Origin of the sequence: Pseudomonas lactucae, assembly GCF_036688725.1 — a bacterium.
In the GTDB taxonomy this organism is placed as follows: Bacteria; Pseudomonadota; Gammaproteobacteria; order Pseudomonadales; family Pseudomonadaceae; genus Aquipseudomonas; species Aquipseudomonas lactucae.
In genome coordinates, this window is sequence record NZ_JAQQPT010000010.1 from 180,420 (window position 1) to 202,220 (window position 21,801).

Consider the following 21,801-nt stretch of genomic DNA (forward strand, 5'->3'; position numbering starts at 1 on the left):
AAGAGAAGATCCAAATGTGGGAGAGGCGGGAACAAGCCCCCTCCCACAGGTGTTTCACCAAGGCATCAAGCCGGTTGCAGCACCGACTGACCGCTCAACGCCAGGTCCAGCAACTCACGGTTGGCCACCGCGTACATGGCGTAGTCCGTGCCGACCGCGGCACGAATTTCCACCATCATTGCGCGCCAGCGATCGGCCATGTCCTGGTGCTGCTCAAGCCACAGGGCCACACGGGCTTCCATGTCTTGTGGCGCGTCGGCCATTTGCAGTACCGAGATGGTGATCGCCCGTTGCTGCCAGTCCACATCGTCGCGGAATGCTTCGCGGGCCTGGGCCTGCCAGTTGTTGGCTACCGGCAGATCGCTGATCTGCTGCAGGTACCATGGCAAGTCCAGGGCGCTGCCGACGGCGAAGTAGGCCTTGGCCACTTCGGCGGCGTCATGCCCGGTCACGTCGGCGGCTTCGATGATCGGCAGCAAGGTGTACAGGTGGGTCGTGCCTGCAACCATGCGCGCCAACAACTCCGGTACACCGGCTTCGGTGTAGGCCTGGTAGCGGGTCTGCCAGCCTTCGCGGGTCGGGCCTTCCAGCAGTTCGTCGAGCTTGAGGCCCAACGCGGCCAGGTGCGGACCGAAGTGCGCGGTGTCACGCCCGGCGTCCTGCTCGTTGCGACGGCTGCGCAGGAACCAGCGCGTAGCGCGGCGGCCCAGGCGCATCAGTTCGTCCATCAGCTCCAGTTGCACCTCGGCGGACACCTGGTGGTCCAGCGCTTCGATCTGACGGAACCAATGCGGGAGATGGAAGATGTCACGCACGATCACATAAGCGCCCGCCACATTCGCCGGGCTCATGCCGGTCGACTCTTTGAGTCGTTGAACGAAGGTGATGCCCATGTGGTTGACCAGGTCGTTGGCGATCTGGGTGCTGACGATCTCACGCTTGAGGCGGTGGCGACGCATGGCTTCGCCGAACTTGGCCACCAGGCTCGGTGGGAACGCGGTCTCCATGTCACGGGTCAGGTAGTCGTCATCCGGTACCAGCGACTTGAGCAGCGCTTCCTTGAGGTCGATCTTGCTGTAGGAGATCAGCACCGACAGTTCCGGACGGGTCAGGCCCTTGCCGGTCGAGGCGCGCTCGGCCAGTTGGTCTTCGGTCGGCAGGTACTCGATGGCACGGTCCAGCTTGCCACGGCCTTCCAGGTCGCTCATCAGGCGCTTGTACTCGGCGGCACGCTCGTAAGCCTTGCGCGCGGCCAGGGACAGGGCCTGGGTCTGCTTGTAGTTGTTGCCCAACACCAGGCTGCCGACTTCGTCGGTCATGCTCGCCAGCAACTGGTTGCGTTGCTTGTCGGTCATGTCGCCGGCCTGCACCACTTCGTTGAGCAGGATCTTGATGTTCACTTCGTGGTCGGAGCAGTCCACGCCACCGGCGTTGTCGATGAAGTCGGTGTTGGAACCGCCGCCATTGAGGCCGAATTCCACGCGACCCAGTTGGGTCATGCCGAGGTTACCGCCCTCGCCCACCACCTTGCAGCGCAGCTCGTTGCCGTTGACGCGCAACGCGTCGTTGGCCTTGTCGCCCACATCGGCGTGGCTTTCGATGCTGGCCTTGACGTAGGTACCGATGCCGCCGTTCCACAACAGGTCCACCGGCGCCTTGAGCAAGGCGTTCAGCAGTTCGGTCGGGGTCAGCTTGTCGGCCTGGATGTCGAAGCGTTCTTTCATCTGCGGCGAGATGGCAATGCTTTTGGCGCTGCGCGAGAAGATACCGCCGCCTTCGGACATGATGCTGGTGTCGTAGTCGGTCCAGGCCGAACGCGGCAGCTCGAACATGCGCTGGCGCTCGACGAAACTGGTCGCCGGGTTCGGGTTCGGGTCGATGAAGATGTGCAGGTGGTTGAAGGCCGCGACCAGTTGCAGCTTGTCGGACATGAGCAAGCCGTTACCGAACACGTCACCGGCCATATCGCCGACGCCGACCACGGTGATGCTGTCTTCCTGCACGTTGATGCCGCGCTCACGGAAGTGACGCTGCACACCGACCCACGCGCCCTTGGCGGTGATGCCCATTTTCTTGTGGTCGTAACCGGCCGAACCGCCGGAGGCAAACGCATCACCCAACCAGAAGCCGTAGTCGATGGCAATGCCGTTGGCGATGTCGGAGAAGGTCGCAGTGCCCTTGTCCGCCGCCACCACCAGGTACGGGTCATCGTCGTCATGACGCACGACGTTGGCCGGCGGCACCAGCGCGCCGTCCTTGAGGTTGTCGGTGATGTCCAACAGGCCGGAAATGAAGATGCGGTAGCAGGCGATACCCTCGGCCGCGATCTCGTCACGGCTGCCGCCCAATGGCAGGCGACGCGGCAGGAAGCCGCCCTTGGCGCCCACCGGCACGATCACCGAGTTCTTCACCTGCTGGGCTTTTACCAGGCCCAACACTTCGGTGCGGAAGTCTTCTTCACGGTCGGACCAGCGCAGGCCGCCCCGCGCAACGTTGCCGAAGCGCAGGTGCACGCCTTCAACCCGTGGCGAGTACACGAAGATTTCAAACTTCGGCACCGGCTTGGGCAGCTCAGGGATCGCACGCGGGTCGAACTTGAAGCTGAAGTACGACTTGTTCTGGCCGTTGGCGTCGGTCTGGTAGAAGTTGGTGCGCAGGGTGGCCTTGATCAGGTCCAGGTAGCGACGCAGGATGCGGTCTTCGTTGAGCACCTGGACGTCGTCCAGGGCGCTGAGGATCGCTTGTTCCAAACGTTGCTGCTTGTCTTCCAGGTCGTCGGCGGTAAGCTTGCGCGCCAGGTAGAAGCGGGTCTTGAACAACCGGGTCAATTCGCGGGCGATGTCGGTGTGGTTGTTCAGGGTGCTGGCGATATAACCCAGGTCGAAGCCCAGGCGGATCTGCTTCAGGTAACGGGCATAGGCACGCAGCAATGCCACGTCGCGCCACGGCAGGCCGGCGGTGAGAACCAGGCGGTTGAACGCATCGTTCTCCGCATCGCCATGCACGATGTGCACGAACGCGTCCTGCAGGGTGTCGTTGAGCTGCTGGATATCCAGGTTCACGCCTTCGGCGGCGATGAACGCAAAGTCATGGATCCAGAATTCGCGGCCATTGGCGTGGCGCAGACGGTACGGGAACTCGCCCAGCACGCGCAGGCCGAGGTTTTCCAGGATCGGCAGCACGTCGGACAGTGCCAGCGGCGTGTCGGCGTGATACAGCTTGCAATGCAGCTCACGCTGGCCGGAAACCTGGCCCAGCGGCTGATAGAAGCTCATCACCAGCGGGTTGGCTTCGGTGAGGCTGAGCAAATGCTGCATGTCGACCACAGCCGAATGCGCAGCGAAACGCTCGCGGTAGCCGGCCGGGAAGCCTTTCGGGAAATCCGCCAGCACGTTGGTGCCATGGGCTTCGCCGAAGCTCTCCACCACCAGGCTCGCGTAGTCGTCCTGCCAGCTGCGGCAAGCCTGCACCACTTCTTTTTCAAGTTGCAGCGTGTCGATGTCGAGACGGTTCTTCGGGTCGACCCGCAGGATCAGCTGGACACGGGCCAGCACGGATTCGGAGAAGAAGGTCCAGAACTCGCAGTCCGAGGCTTTCAGGCGATCCATCAGCACTTGCTGGATCTTCTGGCGAACTTCGGTGGAATAGATGTCGCGCGGTACATAGGCCAGGCAGTAGCAGAAACGACCGTACGGGTCTTTGCGCAGGAACACGCGGATCTTGTTGCGTTCCTGGATCTGCACAATCGACATCACGGTGCTGAACAGCTCGTCGACCGGGGTCTGGAACAGGTCATCGCGGGGCAGCACTTCAACCACCTGCGCCAGCTCCTTGCCCAGGTGCGCCTTGGCCTGGAAGCCCGAACGGCGTTCGATCTCGGCGACTTTGCGGCGGATGTACGGGATGACTCGCACGCTTTCGCCATACACCGACGAGGTGTACAGGCCCATGAAGCGGCATTCCTTGATGACCTTGCCGTCGGCATCGATCTCGCGGATCGACACGTAGTCCGGGTAGGCCGGACGATGCACACGGCTTGGGTGCGCGGCCTTGGCGAACGACAGTACGGTCGGCTCGCGCAGGTAGGACACGGCATAGTCTTCGATGCGCAGGTCGTCGGCGGTGAGGCCGGCACGCAGCAGCTTGGTCAGACCGAGGAACGAGCTGGCGTCATATTCGATATGGCCGCCGTCCGCCTCGTCACGTACCACGAATTCTTCATAGCCCAGGAAGGTGAAGTGGTTGCCCACCAGCCATTCCAGGAAGTTCTTGATCTCGGCCTTTTCTTCGCCGTCGATGCCGAACGGGCTGGCGTCGATACCGGCCAGCAGATCCTGGACCTTGGCTTTCATCGGCTCGAAATCGGCCACCGCCACGCGCACTTCACCCAGCACCTGCTCCAGCTCTTTGCTCAGCACATTCAGTTCGGCCGCGTTGGCGCAGCGGTCGATTTCCAGGTACATCAGCGATTCTTGCTCGATGCCTTCGCCCTGGGTGCCCTTGGGCAACACTTCCAACAGCTCGCCCTTGCTGTCACGCCGCACGCTGAGCACGGTGGTCTGCAGGGTGTGGATGCTATAGCCACGACGGTTCAGCTCGGTACGCACCGAGTCCACCAGGAATGGCAGGTCATGGTGCAGCACTTCGACCGCGGTGTGGGTCGACTGCCAGCCATGACGTTCGTAATCGGGGTTGTAGACCCGCACCTGCGGTTGGGTGTGGTCAAAGCGCTCAAGCAGGCGCCAGGCAGACAGGGTGCAACCGGCCAGGTCGGAAAGGCGACGCTGGGTCAGTTCGTCCAGGGAAATGATGCCGAAGAATTGTTCAGCGAACAGCGCCACTTGTGGCAGTGCCTGTTCACTGATGTGCTGCGCCAGTGCCGCTTGCAGTTGATGCTGGAAGTCGGCCTTGCTGGCTGCGGTGAAGAACGCCATCTGTGGTACTCCGCTTGGGCTTGTTATTGATGGAAGCGTCGCGTGTTATCCCCTTGGGGGGACCGTCAGCTCTGTTCGCTGGTAACGAGTTAAGCACCATAAACGAATCAGGGTGACAGGTGGGTGAAGCTGGACAGGACAGTCAGGTCACATACAACTTCCATAAGATGCGCACCTTGCCGGGTGACGTTACGACGGGCAGGTCAGGCGCCCGGAACGCGCGCATCCGTTGCGCAGCTTAACGAGTGTAGAAGCACTGCTCTTGCAGCGCTGCGACATATTCGGTCATCGGTAAGCAGGCTTGGAGTTGCGACGGGTGCAACCCGGAAGTTGCGGGGCAAAAACAGGCAGTTTTCAAACCTGCGAGTACCGAAAATGACTGGCTTTGCCCGTCAGGTCATGCCCCGTTGTGACACGGGATGCAGCAGAAAATTCGCCGCAATGGCACAATTGCCGCGCCGCGCCCTTCCCCCAGACAGGATTTCCCATGCTGCAATTTAAAACCGACGCCCTGATGGCCACGCCGTGCGACGACGAAGAAGACAACATGGCCATGCTTTGCTGCCACGGAAAAAACGGCGAGATGTTCATGCTGACCCGTTACCCGGATGAGGATGAGGTCGAACTGACCTGGGATTACGAGCCCTCTACCCTGGATGGGCTGAAGGTGACGCTGGGCGACACCACCCTGTTGGTGGAGCTGGCCACTGGTGATGCCGATGCATTGGGTGGCAAGGATCAGTTGCAGATCACCCACTCCACGGCCGCATCCGACCTGGCCGAGGTGGAGCAAACCCTGCAGAACATCCTCAAAGGCACCGGCACCTACACCCGAATTTAAGCCCCCTCCCACATTGCCCCTGCTCCTGCACAAATTTCCTACAAGTTTTGCCAAAAATACCCGTTACGCCGTTAGTCGCCACACCCCTCGATGCATTAAAGTAATGCCCCCCAGCCCGTGTTCGTTGCACAGCACGCGGGCTCATCTTTCCAGGAACCGTCATCGATGGAACATCGTGAAGCGCTGCTCGCGCTGCGAACCTTTCTTTCTACGCAGATTCTCGGCCAGGAAAAACTCATCGATCGCCTATTGATCGCCCTGCTCGCCGACGGCCATATGCTGGTCGAAGGCGCGCCGGGGCTGGCCAAGACCAAGGCCATCAAAGAGCTGGCCGAGGGCATCGAAGCGCAGTTCCATCGTATCCAGTTCACGCCCGACCTGCTGCCGGCCGACATCACCGGTACCGAGATCTATCGTCCGGAAACCGGCAGCTTTGTGTTCCAGCAGGGGCCGATCTTCCACAACCTGGTGCTGGCCGACGAAATCAACCGCGCGCCGGCCAAGGTGCAGTCGGCCTTGCTCGAAGCCATGGCCGAGCGCCAGGTCAGTGTCGGACGCAGCACCTATGACCTGTCGCCGCTGTTTTTGGTGATGGCCACGCAAAACCCTATCGAGCAGGAAGGCACCTATCCGCTGCCCGAAGCCCAGCTCGACCGTTTCCTGATGCACGTCAAGATCGGCTTTCCCGACGCGGCCGTAGAGCGGCGCATCCTGCAACAAGCCCGTGGCGAAGCGCTCAACGGTGAAACCAAACCCGAGCGCCGCGTCAGCCAGCAGGCGATCTTCGCCGCGCGCAAGGAAATCCTCGGCCTGTACATGGCCGATGCGGTGGAGGAATACCTGGTGCAACTGGTCATGGCCACGCGCACCCCGGCCAAGTTCGACCCGGAGATGGCCGAGTGGATCGCCTATGGCGCAAGTCCGCGCGGTTCCATCGCCCTGGACCGCTGCGCCCGCGCCCATGCCTGGCTGGCCGGGCGTGACTTCGTGAGCCCGGAAGATATCCAGGCGGTGCTGTTCGACGTGCTGCGCCATCGCATTATCCTGTCGTTCGAGGCCGAAGCCGCCGGTATTGACCAGGACCGCGTGGTGCAACGCATTCTCGACGTCGTTGCCGTCGCTTGAAATCGATGAACGCAAGCGCAGGGGTCCGCGTCACGCTCAGCGAGCTGATTGAGATGCGCCACCGCGTGCGCGAAGTGCAGCTGTTTTCGACGCCGAGCCAGCGCAGCCCGTTGATCGGCCTGCACCACTCCAAACTGCGCGGGCGCGGGGTCGACTTCGACCAGGTGCGCGTGTACCAGGCCGGTGACGACGTGCGAACCATCGACTGGCGGGTGACCGCACGCACCCAGGAACCGCACACCAAGCTGTTCCACGAGGAGCGCGAACGCCCGATTTTCATCATGGTCGAGCAAAGCTGCCGGCTGTTTTTCGGTTCGGGGCAGATGTTCAAGTCGGTGCTCGCGGCGCAGGCGGCGAGTTTGATCGGCTGGGCGGCGCTGGGGCATAACGACCGGGTCGGCGGGCTGGTCTTCGGCGACAACGAACACTACGAGATCAAACCCCGGCGCAGTAAACAAAGCCTGCTGCAACTGCTCAACCGCCTGGTGCGCGTCAACCAGAGCCTGGACACCGAAAGCCACCCGGAAGCCGACGCACTGGGCATGGCCTTGCGCCGTGGCCGCGAAGTACTACGCCCCGGCAGCCTGGTGATCGTGATCTGCGACGAACGCGCGCTCAGCGAAGGCGCCGAACAGCAACTGAGCCTGCTCTCACGCCATTGCGACCTGCTGCTGTTGCCGATCTCCGACCCGCTCGACCACGCCCTGCCCGCCGCCGGGTTGCTGCGCTTTGCGCAACGAGGCGCGCAACTGGAACTGGACACGCTCAACGTCGACCTGCGCCAGGCCTACAAGGCCCAGGCCGAAGCGCGCATTGCACGCTGGGAGTTGCTGGCACAGAAACTGCGGGTGTTGCTGATGCCCTTGAGTACCCAGAGCGAAATGGTCGAGCAACTGCGCGAATACCTCAACCCGCAACGCCCGGTTAAAAAACAATGAGCAGCCTCGACCAACTGCAACCGCTGATCGCGCCGCCGGCCATCGGCTTCTGGCCGCCCGCGCCAGGCTGGTGGCTGTTGCTGCCGGTGATCGCACTGCTCGGCTGGGGCCTGTGGTCGCTGCGCCGTTTTCTGCCCACGCGGCGCCCGGTGGCGCGAGCCGAACAACCGTTGGACCCGCTGCGCATCGCCGCCCTGGCCGAACTGGCGCTGATGCCCAAACCCTACGACGGCGCACCCGCCGGGGCCTGGCTGCAACAACTCAACGGCCTGCTCAAACGCCTGTGCCGCAACGACTACCCCTACAGCCAGAGCCACACCCTCAACGGCCGCAAATGGCTGGCGTTCCTCGACAATCGCTGCCCGGCCGCCGGCCTCACACGCTGGATGGTCCTGGTGGAAGGCGCCTACAAGCCCGAATGCAAACTCGATGACAAGGCGATTGCCGGCCTGACCCAAGCGATCGACACCTGGATTCGCAAACATGTTTGAGTTTGCCTGGCCGTGGATCTTCGCCCTGCTGCCTTTGCCCTGGTTGATGCGGCTCATGCTGCCCGCGGCCGACAGCGGCGAGCCGGCACTTAAAGTCAGCTATCTGAGCGACCTCGAAGGCCTCGCCCGGCGCCGTGCCCGGGTAAACCTGCCGGGCTGGCGCCAGCAAGCGCCGTTCGTGGTGCTGTGGCTGTTGCTGTTGACCGCCGCCGCGCGCCCGGAATGGCTGGGCGAACCGCTGCCGATTGCCGCCAGTGGCCGCGATTTGCTGGTGGCGGTGGACGTGTCCGGCTCCATGGATTTCCCCGATATGCACTGGCGGGACGAAGACGTGAGCCGCCTGAGCCTGGTCAAACACTTGCTTGGCGACTTTCTGCAGCAACGCGAAGGCGACCGCGTGGGCCTGATCCTGTTCGGCAGCCAGGCCTACCTGCAGGCGCCGCTGACCTTCGATCGCCGTACCGTACGCACCTGGCTCGATGAAGCGCGCATCGGTATCGCCGGCAAGAACACCGCCATCGGCGACGCCATCGGCCTGGCACTCAAGCGCCTGCGCCAGCGCCCGGCACAGAGTCGCGTGCTGATCCTGGTCACCGACGGCGCCAACAACGCCGGGCAGATCGACCCACTGACCGCCGCGCGCCTGGCCGCCGAAGAAGGCGTGAAGATCTACCCCATCGGCATCGGCGCCGACCCTGAGCAGACCGGCTCGCTGGGCATCCTGGGCGTGAACCCGAGCCTGGACCTCGACGAACCTGCGCTCAAGGCCATTGCCGCCGCCACCGGCGGGCAGTATTTCCGCGCCCGTGACGGCGAAGAGCTGCAAGCGATCAAGCAAACCCTGGACACACTTGAACCGGTGCAACAACAACCGACCCAGGCCCGCCCGGCTCAGGCGCTGTACAGCGGCCCCCTGGCGTTGGCGCTGCTCTTGAGCCTGTTGCTGGTCATCCAGGAACGCTGGCCAAACAACGCGTTGCAACGCGCGCTTAACAAGCTGTCGAGCAAAGGCATTTTCCTGCCGCAAAGCCCTGAATGGCGCCAGCGCCTCAAACGCCTGCGTTTGCGGAGGCGTCGATGATCGACCTGTGGCCGCACCTGTTACGCCCCTGGTGGCTGCTGCTGCTGCCGTTGCTCGGCTGGCTGCTGTGGCAACTGTGGCACCGACAAAAGCGCGCCGGGCGCTGGCAGATGATCCTGCCGCCGGCGTTTCACGCCGTGCTGCTCAGTGGTGGCAGCGGACGCGAAAGCAAATCCCCCTGGGTGGTGCTCGGCATTGCCTGGCTGTTGGCCCTGTTGGCGCTGCTCGGTCCCAGTTGGCAGCGGGTTGAGCAGTCCAGCCAGAAACCGTCCGACCCGCTGGTAGTGCTGCTGGAACTGACCCCGGAAATGCTCGCCACCGACAGCCCGCCCAACCGTCTGGAACAGGCCCGGCGCAAGCTGTACGACTTGCTGCAGGCGCGCACCGATGCGCAAACCGCCATCGTCGTCTATGCCGGCAGCGCGCACACCCTGGTGCCGTTGTCGGATGACCTGGCCACCAGCCGCAACCTGCTCGAGGCCCTACGCCCTTCGATCATGCCCGAGTCCGGCCACCGCGCCGACCTGGCCGTCGACAAAGCCCTGGGCCTGCTCAACCAGGCGGGCCTGGGCCAGGGCCGCCTGTTGCTGATCGGCTCGTCGCTGTCCAAGCAGGAACGCCAGGGCATTCGCCTGCTGCTGCAAAGCAACCAGGCGCCGAGCCTGTCGATCCTCGGCATCGGCAGCCGCGAAGGCACGCCAGTGACCCAGGAGAGCGGCGAATTCCTCAAGGACGAACAAGGCGCGATTCTGGTCCCGCGCCTCGACAGCCCGACCCTCAAGGCCTTCGCCAGTGAAATGGCCGGGCGTTACCGCGCCGCGCGCCTGGACGACAAAGACCTGCGCCAGCTCGGCGTGCTCGACCCACCCCAAGCCTTGCGCAACGACGGCCAGTTGCTGCACCTGGACACCTGGGCCGACCAGGGTTACTGGCTGCTCTTGCCGCTGCTGTTGCTGGCCGCCTGCGCCGCGCGCCGCGGCTGGCTGTTCTGCCTGCCCTTGTTGCTGTTGATGGCTCCCCAGCCCAGCTACGCCTTCGAGTTCCAGGATTTGTGGCTGCGTCCCGACCAGCAAGGCCAATTCCTGCTGAAGAAAAAACGCCCGGCCGAAGCCGCCGAACACTTCCAGGACCCGCAATGGCAGGGCGTGGCGCTGTACGAGGCCGGCAACTACGCCGAGGCCATCAAGCGTTTTGCCGAAGGCAATGACGCTTACTCCCACTACAATCGTGGCAATGCCCTGGCCAGGTCCGGCGAGCTGGAGGCCGCGGTGGACGCCTACGAACAAGCCCTGGAAGCTCAGCCCGACCTGCAACCGGCGCTGAAAAACAAAGCCCTGGTGGAAACCCTGCTGCAGGAACAGGCGCGGTCCGAGCCCGAGCAGCCGGCAAAAAACGAAGATGACGAAACCGGCCAACCCGGCCAAACTGCGCAACCGGGCGCCAGCGGGCAAAACGCCACAGGCGGCGAAACCTCGACCCAGGGTCAGGGCGAAGCCGGCACCGGTGAGCCCCAGGCCGGCACCCCAGCGCAACCCGGCGGCAACGAAGTACCGGGCAGCGAGCTGGGCGACGAACACACCACCACCCCGCCGCTGCGCACCCATGACGCCAGCCTCGACGGCGAACACCGCCAGGCATTGGAACAGTGGCTGCGGGAGATCCCGGACAACCCCGGCGAACTGCTGCGACGCAAATTCTGGTACGAACAGCAACAACATCAGGACAAGACGCGATGAGCCGCCGCACCACCCTACTGCTCCTGCTGGCGTTATCGGCGGGCCACGCCCAGGCGGCAAGCCTGGTCGCCAGCGTCGACCGCAGCCGCCTCAATTCCGGCGAAACGGTCGAACTGACGGTGGAATCGAGCGATGTGACCCAGTTCGGCAAACCGGACCTGTCACCGCTGGATGCGCAGTTTGAAGTCAGCGGCACGCGCCAGATCAACCAGCTCACCACCCTGGGCGGCGACAACCACGCCACCACCCGCTGGATCATCACCCTGCTGCCCAAGGAAAACGGCACCGTGGTCATCCCGCCCCTGCAAGTGGGCGACTACCAGACCCAGCCCATCATCCTGCAAGTGCTGGAAACCGCCAGCCAGAACACCAACGCCGAGCTGGCGCCGGTGTTTATCGAAGCCAATCTTGACCAACCCAACGTGTACGTGCAGGCCCAAGTGCTGTTGACCGTGCGCGTGTACCACTCGGTATCGCTGTACGACGACAGCAGCCTCACGCCGTTGCAGATTCCCGACACACGCGTGGAACAACTGGGCGAGTCGCGCACCTATGAAAAAGTCATCAACAGCATCCGCCATGGCGTGATCGAAACCCGCTACGCGATCTACCCGCAGCACAGCGGCAGCGTGACGATCCCCGCACAGACGTTCAGCGCAACGCTGGTGGAGTCGCGCCCGCCGCAGGAAAACACCCTGCAAGGCACCAAGCCCGGCAAGTTGATCCACGTCAGCTCAGCGCCACTCACATTGACAGTCAAGCCCAAGCCCGAGCGGTATCCGGCCGACGCGCCCTGGTTGCCGGCGCGCAGCCTGACCCTCACCGAGGGCTGGAACCCGGAGCCTGAGCACGTACAGGTCGGCGACTCGCTGACCCGCAGCCTCACGATCAAGGCCGAGGGTTTGTCCAGCGCCCAGTTGCCGGCGCTGCCCAGTACCGACATCAACGGCCTGCGCCGCTACCCGGACCAACCGGTGCTCGGCAACCAGACCAGTGACCGCGGCCTGGTCGGAAGCCGCGAAGACCGCGAGGCACTGGTGCCCAACCGCGTCGGCGCGCTCGAACTGCCACCGGTGGAAGTGCTGTGGTGGAACACCCACGAGGATCACCTCGAACGCACCAGCCTGCCGGCCCGCACCCTGCAAGTGGCCAACAACCCCAGCCTGGTGGTCGACACGCCGGCCACGCCCACCATCATCACCGCCCCGGATGACAGCCGCCTGTGGCTGTGGCAACTGAGTACCTTGCTGCTGGCCTGCACCACCCTGCTCGGCTTCGGCCTGTGGTGGCGCGCCCGCCGACAACCGGCGGTACAGCGCGCCACGCAAACCGGCCCCAGCCCACGCACTCTGCTCGATGACCTCAAGCGCGCGACCCAGGCCAACGACCCCCACGCCACCCGCCAGGCCCTCGACGCCTGGGCCCGCCAGCAACCGGAAACCCTGGCGGACATGGCGGCGCGGTTCGTGCCGTTGTCGGATGCCTTGGATGGGTTGAATGGCGCGTTGTACAGCGAGAGTGGCCAGTATTGGTTGGGCGAGGAACTGTGGCGCGCGATCAAAGCCATTCCAATGGCCGAGCGCGAGCAAGACCCGGCGATGGATAGCACCAGCCTGCCGCCGCTGTATCCCAAATAACCCCCTGCATCCCAGACACACCACAAATCAAAATGTGGGATGGGGCTTGCTCCCGATGGCGGTGTGTCAGCAATAAATAAAGTGACTGACCCACTGCTATCGGGAGCAAGCCCCCTCCCACATTCGATCTGCGTCGTCCGGTCGACATGCATTGTTAAAGGCCAGCAGTCCATATCCCTTTAATTTGCAGGACGTTTCCTAGACAATCCTTCGGCCTTGCGCCTGCTCATTTCACTGGCTAGCCTTCGCTTCGTCGCTGCATATCAGCGATCGGGTGTGAGAACCCGGGAACCAGTAGGCGCCAAACGCCACAACCGTCGGAACCATGCTTTATGGCGGCTGTGTGCGGGCAGACTTCGGTCTGGCCGGAGTCCTACTGTCCGGTTTTCTCACCCCGCACATAGCTGCCACCCTTTTGTCGAGTGAGACCGATACCGGGATGGCTTCATTTTCAGTAGGAGTTCATTCATGAACAAAATCGTCCCCGACCCACCCTGCGCCCCCCTCTTCGTCGCCCACGAAAACCTCAGCTTCGAAGACGCCATCGCCAGCATATCCTCACTGCTTCGCTGCGCCGCCACCACCGCCACCGAAACGGCCGAAGGCTTGACCGGCACCCAGCGCGACATGGCCTGCGCCACCGAGCACCTGATCGACATGGCCCGCACCCTCGCCGACCGGGCGCTGGATTGCCTGCAACCACCCCCCAACTAACGCCGCATAACCGTGTGGGAGGGGCGGTGCGACGATTCGACTTGCTCCCGATAGCGGTGGGTCAGTTGAATAATGTATGACTCATACACCTATATCGGGAGCAAGCCCCCTCCCACACTCGATTTGTGTCGTCTGGTGAAATGCATTGTTAAAGGCCAGCAGTCCATATCCCTTTAATTTGCAGGACGTTTCCTAGACAATCCCACGGCCTTGCGCCTGCTCACTTCACTGGCTAGCCTTCGCTCCGTCGCTGCATATCAGCGATCAGGGGTGAGATCCTGTGATGTACGGAGCCAAGTGCCACAACCGCGAGCAACATGCTCTATGGCGGCTGTGTGCGGGCAGACTTCGGTCTGGCCGGGTGCTCCTGTACCGGTAATCTCACCCCGCACATAGCTGCCACCTTTTGACGAGTGAGATCGGCAAAAGACTGGCTCCCAATCCAAACAGGAGCTTTACCCATGAACAAAATCGTCCCCGACCCACCCTGTGTCCCCCTCTTCGTCGCCCACGAAAACCTCAGCTTCGAAGACGCCATCGCCAGCATTTCCTCCTTGCTGCGCTGCGCCGCCACCACCGCCACCGAGACGGCCGAAGGCTTGACCGGCACCCAGCGCGACATGGCCTGCGCCACCGAGCACCTGATCGACATGGCCCGTACCCTCGCCGACCGGGCGCTGGATTGCCTGCAACCCACCCCCACTAGCACCGCATAACCCCTGTGGGAGGGGGGCTTGCCCCCGATGGCGGCGGGTCAGTTGAACAATGTATGACTGATACACCGCTATCGGGAGCAAGCCCCCTCCCACAGTTGACCTGTGTCGTCCAAAGCGCCGCATTCACATAACAGGTAAACTCCCCTCCTTTTCATCTTCTCCACGGAGTTCGCCTTGCGTCTGTTCCACACCTCCGACTGGCACCTTGGCCAAAACCTGCACGGCCAGGAACGCGACTTCGAACACGCCTGTTTCCTTGAATGGCTGCTGGGCCAGCTCAAGACCCATCGTCCGGATGCGCTGCTGATCGCCGGCGATATCTTCGACACGGTCAACCCGCCGCTCAAGGCCCAGGAGCGGCTGTACGATTTCATCATCAGCGCGCACGAGCAAAACCCCGACCTGACCATGGTGATGATCGCCGGCAACCACGACTCCGGCTCGCGTATCGAATTGCCCGCGCCGTTGATGCGGCGCCTGCGCACGCATGCGCTGGGCCGCGTGCTGTGGCTGGATGATGGCCAGTTGGACGCCGAGCGCCTGCTGATCCCGTTGCCGAATGCCAAAGGCAAGATCGCCGCCTGGTGCCTGGCATTGCCTTTCCTGCGCCCGGCGCAAGTGACCGGTGCACAGCTGGGTGACGATTACCTGCGCGGTATCGGCCTGGTGCATGAAGGGTTGATCGCCGCCGCCAACGCCAAACGCAAAAAAGGCCAGGCGCTGATTGCCATCAGCCATGCGCACATGGCGGGGGGCTCAGTGTCGGAAGACTCCGAACGCAGCCTGATCATCGGCAATGCCGAGGCGCTTCCCGCCAAACTGTTCGACAACAGTGTCGGCTATGTTGCCCTCGGTCATTTGCACAAGCCGCAAAAGGTCAATGGCGAAGAGCGCATTCGCTACAGCGGCTCGCCGATTCCGCTATCGTTTTCCGAAATCGGCTACAAGCACCAGGTTCTCGATGTGACATTCCAGGGCCAGGCCCTGGTCAGCGTCGAACCGCTCTTGATTCCCCGCTCGGTGAACCTGCAACGCCTGGAAGCCGCGCCCCTGGCCGATATCCTTAAACAACTGGCCGACCTGCCCGACATCGATCTGCTCGCCGAAACCCAGCGCCATCCCTGGCTGGAAGTACGGGTACGCCTCGACGAGCCGCAACCGGACCTGCGCCAGCAAATCGAAACCGCCCTGCAAGGCAAGGCCGTGCGCCTGGTGCGCATTGCCGCCGAATATGCCGGCAAACGCGGCCAGGACGAGGCTGACGACGCGCGCCTGATCGAACTCGACCAGCTGACGCCGCAGGAACTGTTCAGCCGCGCCTGGCAGGACAGCTACGGCAGCGAGGTGGATGAACAGACCTTGAAAGACTTCGCCGTGTTGCTCCAAGACGTGCAGCACGAGGAGGAACAGCCATGAAAATTCTTGCCATCCGCCTGAAGAACCTGGCCTCGCTGGCCGGCCCGTTCGAGATCGACTTTACCGCCGAGCCCCTGGCCAGCGCCGGGCTGTTTGCGATCACAGGCCCCACCGGGGCCGGTAAAAGCACCCTGCTCGACGCGCTGTGCCTGGCGCTGTTTGGCGCCGTGCCGCGGCTGGGCGACACCGGCCAGGCGAAAATGCCGGATGCCGACACGGACATTTCCATCGGCGACCCGCGCACCCTCATTCGACGCGGCACCGGCGGCGGCTATGCCGAGGTGGATTTCGTTGGCGTCAGCGGCCGTCGCTACCGCGCGCGCTGGGAAGCCAACCGCGCCCGCGACAAGGCCAGCGGCAAGTTGCAGAACAGCCGCCAGAGCCTGATCGACCTGGACAGCGACCAACTGCTGGCCAGCCAGAAAACCGAATACAAGACCCAACTGGAACTGGCCCTGGGCCTGAATTTCGAGCAGTTCACCCGCGCCGTGCTGCTGGCGCAAAGTGAGTTCAGCGCGTTCCTCAAGGCCAACGACAACGAACGCAGCGAACTGCTGGAAAAACTCACCGACACCGCGCTGTATACCCGCCTCGGCCGCCGCGCATTCGACAAGGCCAAAGAGGCCAAGGACGCGCACAAGCAGTTGCAGGACCAGGCCACCGGCGTGGTGCCCCTGGCTGCCGAGGCCCGCGCCGAACTGGATCAGCAACTGGCTGACGCCCAGCAACAGTTCAAGCTCCAGCAGGCTCAACTCAAACAGTTGGAGTTGCAGCACACCTGGCTCAAGGAACTGCGCGAATGGCAGGAGCGCCAGCTCGACGCCACGGAACACGTGCAACGGGCCCAGGCCAACTGGAACAACCTGGCCGCACAACGCCAGGACCTGAGTTGGCTGGAGCAGTTGGCACCGCAACGCCATCACTTCGCACGCCAGGCGGAACTGAGCACCCTGCTGACGCCTTTGGCCACGCAGATTCAGGAGCACGTCCAGCAGCAAAGTGCGTTGCAGACCCGGCAGGAGCAGGCCCAACAGCAGTTGGCCGGCGCCCAGGCGGCACTGGCCGACGCCCTGAAAAGCCAGGCTGATGCCGCTGCGCTGCTGCGTCAGGCCTTCGAAGAGCAAAGCACCCTCGCCCACTTGAGCAAAGACCTGGCCAAGCGCAGCGAAGAGCACCTCCAGCAGCACAGCGCCTGCACCGAAGGCCAGACCCAGCTCAATGGTTTGCTGGACAAGCAAGCCCAGGTTGCCGGTCGCCTGCAACGCCTGGGCGCCGAGCTTGAACGCAGCGCAGCCCTGGCACCGCTGAGCGAGGGTTGGACCTACCAGCGCGAGCGCCTGCAACAGCTGATGGTGATTGGCAGCCGCCTGAAAAAGGGCCAGGAAGAACTGCCGCAACTGGAAGCACGCGCCACCCGTGCCGCCGAACAGTTCAGCGCACAGCGCGACTCGCTGGACCTGCTGTACCAGGAGGCCGGTGCCGAACCCCATGCGGTGGCCGAGCAGATTCAACTGCTCGCCAGCCTGTTGCAGGACAATCGCAAGCAACAGCGCGCCTTTGAAGACCTGACACGTCTGTGGGAAAGCCAGCAACAGCTCGACCAGCAAGCCGCCGCGCTGACGCAAAAGCTCGCCGACGCCCAGCAACAACGCGAGCAACTCAACCAGACCGGCCTGCAAGCCAAAGCTGAACTGACGGTTGCCGAGCAGACATTGACGGTGACCAAACAACTGCTCGAGCGCCAACGCCTGGCGCGCAGTGCCAGCGTCGAGGAACTGCGCGAGCAGCTACAGGACGACCAGCCGTGCCCGGTGTGCGGCAGCCATGAGCATCCGTATCACCAACCCGAAGCGTTGCTGCAAAGCCTCGGCCGCCATGACGAAAGCGAAGAGGCCACGGCGCAGAACGCCGTCGACACGCTCAAGGAAAAACTCACCGAACTGCGTGCCGAAGTCGGCGGGCTGATTGCCCAGCAAAAAGAGTTCCTGCAACAGCAGGAGCAGTTGGCCGCGCAACAACAGGCGCTGAAACCGAGCCTGGATGCGCACCCGTTGGCCGCATCACTGTTCAACCAGGACGCCGCCAAACGCAGCCCTTGGCTGGCTCAGCAACTGGCCCAGCTGACGCAAAGCATCACCCAGGACGAGCAACGCCAGGCCGCCCTGCTCAACCTGCAACAAAACGTCGGGCGTTTGCAGCAGCAATTGCAAGCCGCCCAGGACGCCAGCCAGCAGGCGCGCCAGTTGCTGGTGGACCAGCAGCGCGAACTGTCCAACGACCGCGAACGCCTCGACGAAGAACTCAATGCCTTCGCCAGTCTGTTGCCGGCCGAGACCCTGGAAGGCCTGCGCAAGGAACCTGCGGCCACCTTCATGCAGTTGGACCAACAGGTCAGCCAACGCCTGGAGCAACTGGGCCATCAGCGCGATGAGCTGGCCGAGCAGCAGGAACGCCAACAGGCCATCGAGAAACAACAGACCCACCAGCAGCATCGCCAGCAGCAACTGGAGACACTGGCCCAACAGGTCGGCGAACTGACCACCCAACAGCAGGCCGCCCAGCAGACACTCCGCGACCTGCTCGGTAACTACGACAGCGCCGAACAGTGGCAGCAGCAACTGGAGCAGGCCGTCGCACACGCACGCCAAGGCGAAACCGACACCAACCAGCAACTGCAAGACACCCGTACTGCGCTGGTGCAATTGGCCGCCGACCTCAAGGCCCAACAGCAACGCCAACAGGCGCTGCTTGCCGAACAGCAGGCGCTCGATAGTCGTCTTCACGAATGGCGCGGCCTGCACCCCGAACTGGATGACGCCGGCCTTGCCCGGTTGCTGGCCTTCGACGAAACGCAGATCAACGCACTGCGCCAGCAGCTGCAGCACAGCGAAAAAGCCGTCGAACAAGCCCAGGTCCTGCTGCAGGAGCGCGAACAGCGCCTGGCCGAACACCAGGCCCTGCACAACGGCAATCTCGACGCCGAACAGCTGGACAGCACCCTCGCCACCCTCAACCGGCAATTGGCCGAAGGCGAGAAACAGCTGGCCGAACTGCGCGCGCGCCAGGCCGAAGACCAGCGTCGCCAGGACGCCAACAGTGCCCTGGCCGACCAGATCGCCACGGCCTATGACGAGTGGCAGCGCTGGGCACGCCTGAACGCGCTGATCGGCTCGGCCACCGGCGACACCTTCCGCAAGATCGCCCAGGCCTACAACCTCGACCTGCTGGTGCACCACGCCAACGTGCAATTGCGCCAACTGGTGCGCCGCTACCGCCTCAAGCGCGGCGGCAGCATGCTTGGCCTGTTGGTGATGGACACGGAAATGGGCGACGAGCTGCGCTCGGTGCATTCGCTGTCGGGCGGTGAGACGTTCCTGGTGTCGCTGGCGTTGGCCCTGGGCCTGGCGTCCATGGCGTCCAGTACGTTGAAGATCGAATCGCTGTTTATCGACGAAGGTTTCGGCAGCCTCGACCCCGAGTCGCTGCAATTGGCGATGGACGCGCTGGATGGCCTACAGGCCCAGGGCCGCAAGGTGGCGGTGATCTCTCACGTGCAGGAAATGCACGAGCGCATCCCGGTGCAGATCCAGGTCAAGCGCCAGGGCAATGGCTTGAGCACGCTGGAGGTCAAGTGAGCGAGGCGCTGCTGTATTCGTTCAGGCGCTGCCCCTATGCCATGCGTGCGCGCCTGGCATTAAGGTACTCGGGCGTTGCCGCGCGCATCATCGAAGTCAGCCTCAAGGCCAAGCCGGCCGAGATGCTGGCGCTGTCGCCCAAGGGCACGGTGCCAGTGTTGAGCGTGGACGGCCAGGTGATCGATGAGAGCCTGGCGATCATGCAATGGGCACTGGCGCAGCATGACCCGGACAATTGGTTGCTACAGGGTGAGCCTGCGGTGCTGGCGTTGATTGCCGAGAATGACGGGGGCTTCAAACATTCCTTGAATCGATACAAGTACGCCGAGCGGTACCCGGAGCAGCCGATGGAATTCTATCGAGCCGAGGGCGAGGTGTTCTTGAGCAAGCTTGATGCGCTATTGGCTGGGCGTGATTACTTGCTGGCCGATCATCTGAGCCTGGCCGACGTGGCACTGGCGCCGTTTGTGCGCCAGTTTGCCCATGTGGATCGAGCGTGGTTTGCCGCCACGCCGTATCGGCGGTTGCAGGCCTGGTTGCAGCGTTTTCTGGAAGCGCCGCTGTTTATCGCAGTAATGGCCAAGATTTAAGGCAGGCTCGATCCACATTGGACCTCTGCGGCCTGAAGCTCAGTGCTGGTGTTTGTGATCCAGCGCAGCGTAGAAATTGGCGCTCTGTTGCAGGTATTTCTGGGTGTAGGCACTGGTGCTCGATTGCTTGCCGGCAACCTCCACACTGGCCGAAGCCGGCAGTGCAACAGTGGCCGATACAGCGGAAGCAGCGATAACAGAGAAGAGATTGAAGTTCATGGCGGTAACCCTCGTGTTCGTTTGGTTGAGTGGCCGGGGAAGGCCTTGGAGCCAAACTTACGCCCGAGGGTTGAACCTTAGAAATGCTTTGAAACAGTAGCCGCTATTAATAGAATTAATACCAAGAGTCAGGCCCCGCACTCCGGGGCCTGTGGCTTATTGACGCAGCAGAAACTTGAGGTCACTGGGGGCGTCGATCGGCAGTTTTTGCACGGTCTTACCCAACAGGCCGGTCTTGGGATCGCGTTCAACCACCACGATTTCATTGCTTTTCTGATTGGCGATCAACAAGAACTTGCCGCTGGGGTCCAGGCTGAATTCGCGCGGATGGTCGCCTTCTACCGAGCGCTGCTGCACCTGCTTGAGGTGAGCGGTGGCCGGGTCGATGCTGAACACCAGGATATGGTTGGCCGTACCCCGGTTGCTCACATACAGGAACTTGCCGTCGCTGGAGGCATGCAGCGCCGCGCCGGCTTTGTCCGACACCGGTTGCCCGGTGGCGTAATCCACCAACTGGGTTTGGGTCAGCTTGCCGTCGGCGTAGTCGAACACCGCCACCTGGGCGCTCATCTCGGTGGTCAGCCAGGCGTGCTTGCCATCGGCGCTGAACAGCAGATGACGCGGGCCGCTGCCCGGTGGCAATTGCACCGATGCAGGATTGGCCGGGGTCAACGGCTGCTCGTGGTTGGCCTTGGGGTCGTAGCGGTAGGCAAACACCTTGTCGGCCCCCAGGTCCTGGACGAACACGTACTTGCCGTCCGGCGACGACACCACCGAGTGCACATGGTTGGACGCCTGGCGCTCAGGGTTGACGCGGCTGGCCGGATGCGCGCTCAGCTGCACCGGCGGCGAGAGTTTGCCCGAGGCGTCCACCGGCAGGATCGCCAGACTGCCACCCGGATCTTCCATCACCGAGTAGTTGGCGACGAACAGGTAGCGCCCGTCAGCGGCGAGGCTGGAGTGGGTCGGCTCGTTGCCCAGGCTCTGTACCTGGTTGATCAAGGTCAGTTGATGATTCTGCGGATCAATGCGGTAACTGCTCACACGACCGACCGCGTCTTTTTGCCCAGGACCATTCTCGTTGACCACAAACAGGTGTTGCTGGTCTTTGGAAACCGTCAGCCACGAGGGGTTGGCGGCCTTCGCGGCCAATACCGGCTTGCCCTCGAACTGGCCGGTGCGGCTATCAAATTGCAGGCGGTAGATGCCTTCGCTGGTACCGGCGGTGTAGCTGCCCACCAACAGTTCATAGGTAGCGGCCGGTGCAGCCTGCACCGACATTGCACCGACACTGCCGGCCATCAGCAGGGGCCAGAATTTACGCATCATCATCGGCTTCATCCTCGTCATTATTGTTATCACCCGTGATCGCACTCAAGCAGACCAGACGATGCTCGCCGTCTTCGTTCACCAGCAGCCAGCTTTGCAAGGTCTCATCAAAAGTCGCGGCACTCAGCTGTTCTGGACTGAATGTCCAACGTTTGAGTTCCCGACCATCCATGCTTTCGATCCGCAGGTGCTGATCGAAGGTGAAGTCGAAGGCGTGGAGGTCATTGATGATCAGCATGTCGCTGGTGGTCAGAGCAGTCGTCAGGGTGTCGGCAGTCATTACGGAATCAGTCATCTGAATAAGAAGAGCAGGCATGATAGGCGAGTTTCGCCCCCGCACCCAACGTGCCCTGTCGCTTGAGGTATTTGAATACCCCTCCTCCCACGCCAACCCGGCGT

16 protein-coding genes are annotated in these 21,801 nt (G+C 63.0%); 12 read left to right on the top strand and 4 right to left on the bottom strand.

What is annotated here, in order from left to right; translation table 11 throughout:
* Window positions 1–65: 65 nt before the first annotated feature.
* Window positions 66–4,934 (bottom strand): NAD-glutamate dehydrogenase, encoded by a 4,869-nt coding sequence (locus tag V6M90_RS13755; RefSeq protein ID WP_141063981.1) that lies wholly within the window; start codon window positions 4,932–4,934, stop codon window positions 66–68.
* A gap of 487 nt (window positions 4,935–5,421) precedes the next feature.
* Here V6M90_RS13755 and V6M90_RS13760 point away from each other — a divergent pair, with 487 nt between their 5' ends.
* The 12 genes from V6M90_RS13760 (at window position 5,422) to V6M90_RS13815 (ending at window position 19,854) form a co-directional block, all read left to right on the top strand.
* Window positions 5,422–5,775: a hypothetical protein gene (locus V6M90_RS13760; protein ID WP_042944814.1), complete on the top strand. Its 354-nt coding sequence runs from the start codon at window positions 5,422–5,424 to the stop codon at window positions 5,773–5,775.
* A 165-nt stretch (window positions 5,776–5,940) separates the two neighbouring features.
* Entirely contained in the window at window positions 5,941–6,900 is a 960-nt protein-coding gene (locus tag V6M90_RS13765) for an AAA family ATPase (RefSeq protein ID WP_003174327.1), read from the top strand.
* Window positions 6,901–6,905: 5 nt separating this feature from the next.
* Window positions 6,906–7,838: a DUF58 domain-containing protein gene (locus V6M90_RS13770; protein WP_141063982.1), complete on the top strand. Its 933-nt coding sequence runs from the start codon at window positions 6,906–6,908 to the stop codon at window positions 7,836–7,838.
* Window positions 7,835–8,329, top strand: coding sequence for a DUF4381 domain-containing protein (locus tag V6M90_RS13775; protein ID WP_003174330.1), 495 nt, complete (start codon window positions 7,835–7,837; stop codon window positions 8,327–8,329). Before V6M90_RS13770 ends, V6M90_RS13775 begins: the two co-directional genes overlap by 4 nt.
* The gene (locus V6M90_RS13780) at window positions 8,322–9,410 is read left to right on the top strand and encodes a vWA domain-containing protein (RefSeq protein ID WP_332846679.1); all 1,089 of its coding nucleotides are present in this window, start codon (window positions 8,322–8,324) and stop codon (window positions 9,408–9,410) included. The genes V6M90_RS13775 and V6M90_RS13780 overlap by 8 nt, the downstream gene beginning before the upstream one ends.
* Window positions 9,407–11,146 carry a tetratricopeptide repeat protein gene (locus V6M90_RS13785; protein WP_332846680.1) on the top strand — a complete coding sequence of 580 codons (1,740 nt, stop codon included), beginning with the start codon at window positions 9,407–9,409 and terminating at the stop codon, window positions 11,144–11,146. Before V6M90_RS13780 ends, V6M90_RS13785 begins: the two co-directional genes overlap by 4 nt.
* Window positions 11,143–12,783 (top strand): BatD family protein, encoded by a 1,641-nt coding sequence (locus V6M90_RS13790; RefSeq protein WP_332846681.1) that lies wholly within the window; start codon window positions 11,143–11,145, stop codon window positions 12,781–12,783. Before V6M90_RS13785 ends, V6M90_RS13790 begins: the two co-directional genes overlap by 4 nt.
* 468 nt (window positions 12,784–13,251) lie before the next feature.
* Window positions 13,252–13,497 (top strand): DUF6124 family protein, encoded by a 246-nt coding sequence (locus V6M90_RS13795; protein WP_332846682.1) that lies wholly within the window; start codon window positions 13,252–13,254, stop codon window positions 13,495–13,497.
* Window positions 13,498–13,958: 461 nt separating this feature from the next.
* A complete protein-coding gene (locus tag V6M90_RS13800; protein ID WP_332846683.1) occupies window positions 13,959–14,213 on the top strand; it encodes a DUF6124 family protein in 255 nt (84 codons plus the stop codon).
* Between the two features lie 174 nt (window positions 14,214–14,387).
* Window positions 14,388–15,629, top strand: coding sequence for an exonuclease SbcCD subunit D C-terminal domain-containing protein (locus V6M90_RS13805; RefSeq protein WP_003174335.1), 1,242 nt, complete (start codon window positions 14,388–14,390; stop codon window positions 15,627–15,629).
* A complete protein-coding gene (locus tag V6M90_RS13810; protein WP_332846684.1) occupies window positions 15,626–19,264 on the top strand; it encodes an AAA family ATPase in 3,639 nt (1,212 codons plus the stop codon). The genes V6M90_RS13805 and V6M90_RS13810 overlap by 4 nt, the downstream gene beginning before the upstream one ends.
* A complete protein-coding gene (locus tag V6M90_RS13815; protein WP_332846685.1) occupies window positions 19,261–19,854 on the top strand; it encodes a glutathione S-transferase in 594 nt (197 codons plus the stop codon). The genes V6M90_RS13810 and V6M90_RS13815 overlap by 4 nt, the downstream gene beginning before the upstream one ends.
* A gap of 39 nt (window positions 19,855–19,893) precedes the next feature.
* Here the strand turns inward: V6M90_RS13815 and V6M90_RS13820 are convergent, their stop codons facing one another.
* From V6M90_RS13820 to V6M90_RS13830, 3 genes are all read right to left on the bottom strand, one after another.
* Complete coding sequence (locus V6M90_RS13820) at window positions 19,894–20,073, bottom strand: hypothetical protein (protein ID WP_003174339.1); 180 nt, start codon at window positions 20,071–20,073, stop codon at window positions 19,894–19,896.
* Between the two features lie 156 nt (window positions 20,074–20,229).
* Window positions 20,230–21,405, bottom strand: a complete 1,176-nt coding sequence (locus tag V6M90_RS13825) for a lactonase family protein (RefSeq protein WP_042944817.1) — start codon at window positions 21,403–21,405, stop codon at window positions 20,230–20,232.
* On the bottom strand, window positions 21,392–21,682 hold the full coding sequence (locus tag V6M90_RS13830) for a DUF5629 family protein (protein WP_042944819.1): 291 nt from the start codon (window positions 21,680–21,682) through the stop codon (window positions 21,392–21,394). Before V6M90_RS13830 ends, V6M90_RS13825 begins: the two co-directional genes overlap by 14 nt.
* Window positions 21,683–21,801 lie beyond the last annotated feature (119 nt).

Excerpts from the sequence above, each read along its gene's own strand:
- V6M90_RS13810 (WP_332846684.1), top strand. The coding sequence starts at position 15,626 with ATGAAAATTCTTGCCATCCGCCTGAAGAACCTGGCCTCGCTGGCCGGC.
- V6M90_RS13775 (WP_003174330.1), top strand. The coding sequence starts at position 7,835 with ATGAGCAGCCTCGACCAACTGCAACCGCTGATCGCGCCGCCGGCCATC.
- V6M90_RS13820 (WP_003174339.1), bottom strand. The coding sequence starts at position 20,073 with ATGAACTTCAATCTCTTCTCTGTTATCGCTGCTTCCGCTGTATCGGCC.
- V6M90_RS13760 (WP_042944814.1), top strand. The coding sequence starts at position 5,422 with ATGCTGCAATTTAAAACCGACGCCCTGATGGCCACGCCGTGCGACGAC.
- V6M90_RS13770 (WP_141063982.1), top strand. The coding sequence starts at position 6,906 with ATGAACGCAAGCGCAGGGGTCCGCGTCACGCTCAGCGAGCTGATTGAG.
- V6M90_RS13800 (WP_332846683.1), top strand. The coding sequence starts at position 13,959 with ATGAACAAAATCGTCCCCGACCCACCCTGTGTCCCCCTCTTCGTCGCC.
- V6M90_RS13790 (WP_332846681.1), top strand. The coding sequence starts at position 11,143 with ATGAGCCGCCGCACCACCCTACTGCTCCTGCTGGCGTTATCGGCGGGC.
- V6M90_RS13785 (WP_332846680.1), top strand. The coding sequence starts at position 9,407 with ATGATCGACCTGTGGCCGCACCTGTTACGCCCCTGGTGGCTGCTGCTG.
- V6M90_RS13825 (WP_042944817.1), bottom strand. The coding sequence starts at position 21,405 with ATGATGATGCGTAAATTCTGGCCCCTGCTGATGGCCGGCAGTGTCGGT.
- V6M90_RS13830 (WP_042944819.1), bottom strand. The coding sequence starts at position 21,682 with ATGACTGCCGACACCCTGACGACTGCTCTGACCACCAGCGACATGCTG.
- V6M90_RS13795 (WP_332846682.1), top strand. The coding sequence starts at position 13,252 with ATGAACAAAATCGTCCCCGACCCACCCTGCGCCCCCCTCTTCGTCGCC.
- V6M90_RS13765 (WP_003174327.1), top strand. The coding sequence starts at position 5,941 with ATGGAACATCGTGAAGCGCTGCTCGCGCTGCGAACCTTTCTTTCTACG.
- V6M90_RS13755 (WP_141063981.1), bottom strand. The coding sequence starts at position 4,934 with ATGGCGTTCTTCACCGCAGCCAGCAAGGCCGACTTCCAGCATCAACTG.
- V6M90_RS13780 (WP_332846679.1), top strand. The coding sequence starts at position 8,322 with ATGTTTGAGTTTGCCTGGCCGTGGATCTTCGCCCTGCTGCCTTTGCCC.